The organism is Gammaproteobacteria bacterium (assembly GCA_022340215.1).
GTDB lineage: Bacteria > Pseudomonadota > Gammaproteobacteria > JAJDOJ01 > JAJDOJ01 > JAJDOJ01.
On sequence record JAJDOJ010000245.1, the window covers coordinates 1 to 5979 of the forward strand.

4 protein-coding genes are annotated in these 5979 nt (G+C 61.8%); 2 read left to right on the forward strand and 2 right to left on the reverse strand.

The genetic code is table 11. The annotated features are described in order from the left end of the window. Positions 1 to 138: 138 nt before the first annotated feature. On the reverse strand, positions 139 to 1695 hold the full coding sequence (gene ggt, locus LJE91_16810) for a gamma-glutamyltransferase (protein ID MCG6870326.1): 1557 nt from the start codon (positions 1693 to 1695) through the stop codon (positions 139 to 141). Positions 1696 to 1808: 113 nt separating this feature from the next. Next, the gene (locus tag LJE91_16815) at positions 1809 to 2234 is read right to left on the reverse strand and encodes a nuclear transport factor 2 family protein (protein MCG6870327.1); all 426 of its coding nucleotides are present in this window, start codon (positions 2232 to 2234) and stop codon (positions 1809 to 1811) included. Between the two features lie 407 nt (positions 2235 to 2641). Here LJE91_16815 and LJE91_16820 point away from each other — a divergent pair, with 407 nt between their 5' ends. Further along, positions 2642 to 3586: a bile acid:sodium symporter family protein gene (locus tag LJE91_16820; GenBank protein MCG6870328.1), complete on the forward strand. Its 945-nt coding sequence runs from the start codon at positions 2642 to 2644 to the stop codon at positions 3584 to 3586. Then, positions 3583 to 5895, forward strand: coding sequence for a bifunctional diguanylate cyclase/phosphodiesterase (locus tag LJE91_16825; protein MCG6870329.1), 2313 nt, complete (start codon positions 3583 to 3585; stop codon positions 5893 to 5895). Before LJE91_16820 ends, LJE91_16825 begins: the two co-directional genes overlap by 4 nt. Positions 5896 to 5979 lie beyond the last annotated feature (84 nt).

Here is a 5979-nt window from a genome sequence, read left to right on the forward strand (position 1 = left end):
GCGCCTTGATGACGAACGATCCCGGCGCTGCGCTGTCCCTGCTTTGCTTGGGCACCGGTCTTGGGCTTCCTGCCCAAGCCGTTCACTGCTTCGCAGTTCACCCGGCGCAATCTGGTATGCCATTTTCCGGCAATCGCCTTAGACTTTTCGGCAGACACCGCCGCGTCGGGGGTCACCGATCCCCTGATAGCCCGTTGCCAGACGGGCGACGCTGTGCGCACCACCGAAGAACAGGTTCAGGTCCTCCCAGATCTCGTGATCGGGGAAGCGCTCGATCAGTTCCTCGAGTTCCGCGGCTGCGAATCCACCTTCCACGCTGAGCTTGTCTCCTTCCACATGAATTCTTGGGCTGTGGACCGCTTCCTCGATATCCATGCCGAAGTCGATCAGGTTTACCAGGACCTGCAGTATCGCACTGCGGATCCGGTTTGATCCGCCCGAGCCGGTCACGAACACGCCCTGGTCCGGGATCTCCAGGAGTGTCGGGGTCATCATGGAGGTGAGTCGCCGGTTTTCGCGCCAGCGATGATATCCTCCGGGATTGAGGTCATCCTCACCCAGCATGTTATTCAACATGATCCCCGTGTCCTTGACGATGCTGCCGCAGCCTTCACCATTGGAGATGGTCATCGAGGCCGCGTTGCCATCTGCATCGATGACGCTGATATGCGACGTGCCTCGCATGGCGCCGTGCCTGCCGGCCACTTCCTCGCGGTAGCGGCCGAGGAATTCCGGATCGAGTAACCGTTTTTCGCTGATCACGCTGTCCGGTGGCCGGCCGGCGAGTGCTTCCAAACGGGCGCGGTTGGTCTGGTACATGACTTCCGCGAGCAGTCCCAGCCAGGCGCCCTGGCCGAATCCGAAGGCCCCGGACCGACAGTGCGAGAGCAGTCGCAGGGCAAATGCGATGAGAATCCCACCTGAAGCCGGCGGTGGATTGGTCAGGATCCTCGCCTCGCGGTAGTCGATCGCAAGCGGTTCCCGCAGGACGACATTGTAGTGTTTCAGATCCTCGGCGGTGAGATGGCCGCCACCGTCGCGGCATTTTGACAGTATCCCCCCGGCGATCTCGCCGCGGTAGAACAAATCCTCTCCCTCGATCGCCAGTATTTCCATAATCTCGGCGAGTTCAGCTTGGTAAATCACCTCTCCCTCGGTCATCAGGCGACCGGGACTCCTGCGGCTTTCGAAGATCCGCGAGGCTTCGGGTGTCGCGGTATAGATCGGGCTGACGATACTGAAGATATAGGCCTGCAGCGCGTTGAGCGTCACGCCTTTTCGCGCCGCCTCGGCGGCCGGCGCGGTAATCACCGTCAGCGGCAGCGTCCCCAGGTCGCGGTGAATCCGGAACAGGCCGCGGACCGAACCCGGCGTCGCGATGGTGCCCTGGCCAATGTGAAACTCCTGCTGTGCCGTACCGAAATCCGCCATGATCGGCCGGAATTCGAGTTCGTCCACCGGTCGCTTGCATCTGGGGGTTTGTGCAAAGAAGTCGTAGACAACCGGCCTGCCGGATTCAGGGTAGGCGAGCAGAAATCCGCCCCCGCCGAGCGAGGCCAGGACGGGTTCCGAGACGCATGCCATGAAGTGGGCCGCGACGATGGCATCGAAAGCGTTGCCGCCCTCTTCTAGCATCAGGGCTGCGGCCTGCATGGTCAGCTCGTGTCCGGCTGCGACGATTCCCTTGCTGGCCATCTGAACCTGAAGTCGAAGTTGTTCGGCGTTCGATCGGGCAGTAGGAGCCTGTCGGACTTAGGTGATCGTAGCTCCCATCAGCGCAGTAGATTAATCCTCAGTCCGACAGGCTCCTAGTGCAGGGTTTCCCCCTCCGGGGATTCAATCATGCCCGCCGGGGCTGGCGAGGCGTGATGCAGGAGCATTCGCCAGCTACCATCCACGAACTGGTATATGTTTGTCGCCAGTACGGTCCCCTGCAAGACGCCGTCGATCTCGATACTCTCTTTCACCTGATGGATTGAGAGCAGGGCGTCGCGGGTGTACTGATTGTCTGTCAGGGTAAACTTGAGATCGCTGCCGGAGGCGAAGATATGTTCCCAGCTTTCCCGGATGTCGTGCAGTCCCTCGATTCGCGGTCCACCGGGATGGATGCACACCGTCGTATCGTCCTGCGACCAGACGGCCATCATGGAGTGGATGTCGCCCCGTTCGAATGCCCGATAGAAGGCGCTCTCGGCCTCCTGTGGTGTCGCGAATCCGGATTCTTTCTCAGACATGTTGTAATGGCCCTCCGTGAGCGATGCATTCCGGCCGACCCCGCCCCCCGGATCGGCGACACCAGCGACGGAATCCCGACATCGCGATGCGGCAGCCGATCCTGTCTGCGACGATTCCGTATCCCATTCCCGCAGGCAGGGCATGGAATCGCCGGGCGAAGAACGTGCGTCACAAGTGTGTCGCACAGGGCGAAAATCATGAAAACACCTATGTTAGGGTATGCGCACAGGTGTTGCCAGAGGATCCCCGGTTGTGCCGGTGGACACGCGGAGACCGCACTCACCATCGCGGCGTGACGGGTATAACGCTGGCGAGGCCCTGACTCCCGCCTGAACGTATGATCGCCAGGACCTGTTGAACAAGGGGCGCCGTGTCCCGATGAAGGCCAGACCGGAGCGGAGATCCGATGATCCAGCGCGCCACGGCAATGTTCCCTGTGTGGGCGATCGCGTTCTGCGCCGTGGCGCTTGTGTCGCCGCAGTGGTTCGTTGGATTGAAGCCATTCATCGTTTACCTGCTCGGGTTGGTCATGCTGGGCATGGGTATGACGCTCACGACGCGTCATTTTCTCGACGTCCTGCGTCGGCCCGGCGTTGTCGTCCTGGGTGTCTCGATGCAATTCGGGCTCATGCCTTTCTTCGCATGGGCGATCTCCCGCGGGTTGGGACTTTCCGATGTACTGCTGGCCGGGATGGTCCTGGTGGGGGCGAGCCCGGGGGGCACTGCATCGAATGTCATCTGCTACCTGGCCCGAGGCGACCTGGCCCTCTCGATCTCCCTGACGGCGATCTCGACACTTCTGGCCGTGATCGCGACACCCTTGTTGACGCTGCTGTATGCGGGGCATTCGGTCGACGTGCCGGTCGCCGCGATGCTGTTCGACGTATTTCGTTTCATCGTCGTTCCGGTGACGGCCGGCGTGGTGGTGAATACCCTGGTGGGAGACCGGCTTGGGCGCGTCAAGCAGGTGTTACCCTTGCTGTCAGTGGCCGCGATCGTTCTGATTATCGCGATCGTTGTTGCACTGAACCGTGACCGCCTGGTCGAGGTTGCGATGTTGGCGATGGTCGCCGTGGTTTTCCACAACGCGCTGGGCCTTGTCGCCGGCTATTGGATTGCGCGCCTGTTGTCCATGGACGAGAAGATCTGTCGGACGCTTTCGATCGAGGTCGGCATGCAGAATTCCGGTCTCGCCGTGGCGCTGGCATTGAAATACTTCTCCGCTCCATCCGCCCTGCCGGGGGCCCTGTTCTCGATCTGGCACAACCTTTCGGGTTCCGTGCTGGCCGCCTGCTGGTCCCGACGCGCCTCCCGTACGTTGCCCGCCTCCCGGGGTGCGGAGACGCGGTGAGCGCATTCCGATTGACGATCCAGTCGGGGCTGGTCCTGGCCATTGTCGTTACCGGCCTGATCGGCGCCGTATTGTCCTTCAACACGATGACTGCGTATCGTGAGCTGAACGTTGCGTTTCGGCTGGAATTCCTGAGGAAAATCATCGGCCTGGAGGTGCACAACGAGATCGGACACGCCGGTGCGCTACTGAGTGAAGTGGGGCTGGACATCCAAAGAGATCCGGCGGTCCGCGAGGCGCTGCTCAGTGCCACCCCCGAGCAGATCCATTTGACGCTGTCGTCCCAGTTTGAACGGGGCGAGGTCGCCGACAACAGACTCAGGATCGTCAAGCTCGGTTTGTACGACGACGCGCTCCATTATCTCGGCGGATCGACTGAGGCCGACACAATGGCTGCCGTGGCCTCGGGGTGGTGCCCGAAGATCATCTCCCGCGCCGGCTCCCGCCAGGGGGCCGAGCGGCGGCTTATTCTCGAGGGGGTCTGCGTAGACGAAGGCAGGCCTTACTACGTATCCCTGGTGCCCGTGGGTGGACCCAGTCCCCTCGGATATCTCCTGCTGGCCCTGGATCCCGTCATGACACTGGAGTCGGTCGGGCAGAAACTCGGCACGCCAGTACGCCTGGTTCTGGCGGGAGGCGAGGTGGCGTACGAATCTCCGGGATGGGATTCGTCTGCGGATATCCCCAACTCTGTCGCGGACTACATATTGCCGGACGATGATGGCGAGCCGGCCCTGCACATCGCCGTCCTGAAACCCCTGTCCGGCCTGCAGGAACGCCTGGACTTTACCGAAAGACGCCTGATTGCGGTCAATATCGTGGTGACCTGTCTCACCGTGCTGGTTGTCCTGCTGTTTCTCAGGAGGTTCTTCTTCAATCCGCTCCGTCGCCTACGTTCGCAGATTCAGTCCGGGACCCTCGCGGAAGCGGCTCCGGATCAGCGCCTGGTCAGTTTTTCGGCCCTGGGGGGCCTCTACGATACGCTTCAGCGCCAGGCGATCACCGATCCGCTGACGGGGCTCTACAACCGGGCGTTGTTCGAGGACCGGCTCAAACAGTTCATCGCGCAGGCTAAGCGATCCGGAGCCCGGGCGGCGGTGTTCATGATGGACATGAGTCGATTCAAGGAGGTCAACGACTCCCTCGGGCACGTTGTGGGTGACGAGTTGCTGCGTCAGGTGGCCAGCAGGATCAAGGGGGGCTTGCGCGAAAGCGATACACTGGCCCGTTTTGGGGGGGACGAGTTCGCGGCGCTCCTGCCTGGGGCGGATGAGGAAACTGCGCGCCGTGTATCGGAGAAGATTCGCGCCTCGCTCTATCCCGAGTTCCACGTCCAGGGGCACGTCATCAGTGCCACCCTGTGCATCGGGGCCTCGCTGTATCCGGCGCATGCGCGCATTGTGTCCGATCTGGTGCGATTTGCCGAGATTGCACTCTACCAGGCTAAGCGTCACGTGGAATTCTTTGCGGTGTACTGGCAGGCCGCCAGTGGGAATTCCGGTGCCGAACACGCACCGGTCGCGGCGCTGCGGGAGTTGATCGAGCAGGCTGGATTGCGCGTGGCCTACCAGCCGCTGATTGCGACATCTTCCGGGCGGATCCACTATTTCGAGGCATTGATCCGCTGTGATCATCCGGAGCTGCGCCGCTTCTCCGTGGAGCAAATGATCGAACTTGCGGAGCGCAACGGTCTTGTCTGCCCGCTTACCGATCGGGTGTTCGATCTGGTATGCGCAGACCTCGCCCGCTGGCGCCACTTCAAGCCGGAGATCAATGTCGGTGTCAACGTCTCCATGTCCGACATGCAGGATACGATGCTGATCGATCGACTCGAGTCCCGGCTGCAGGCACATGGTGTGCCGGCGACCGCAATCATCGTCGAGGTAACCGAGAGCGGTGTGATGCAGGATGTGGATCGGGTCCAGGCCAACATACGGCTGCTGGCCGATTCGGGATTTACCGTTGCGATCGACGATTTCGGTACTGGCCGCGCGTCGCTTGCCCGGCTCAGAAAACTGCCCGTGCACTGCATAAAGATAGACAAATCCTTCGTCATGGAGATGGAATCCGATGCCGATGCCGAGAAGATCGTCCGGGCAACGATCGATCTGGGGCACGACCTGGGGATCCGGGTGGTCGCCGAAGGCGTGCAGAGCGAACAGATCTATCGGCAGCTTTCCGCCCTGGGCTGCGATAGCCTGCAGGGGTTCCATATCAGCGAGCCGTTGACCCCGGACCGGGTTATTCCCTGGAGTGCGGCGGTCGTTGATCGGTTTGCCGGTGACGCCAGCAAGGAGGGGGCCCGATAGACTGTTTCCCAGGGCAAGGGGGCCTTGCCGCTTCGGATGATCTCGTCGATGCGAATCGTGCGCTACCTCCCGGAGGCGATCCGG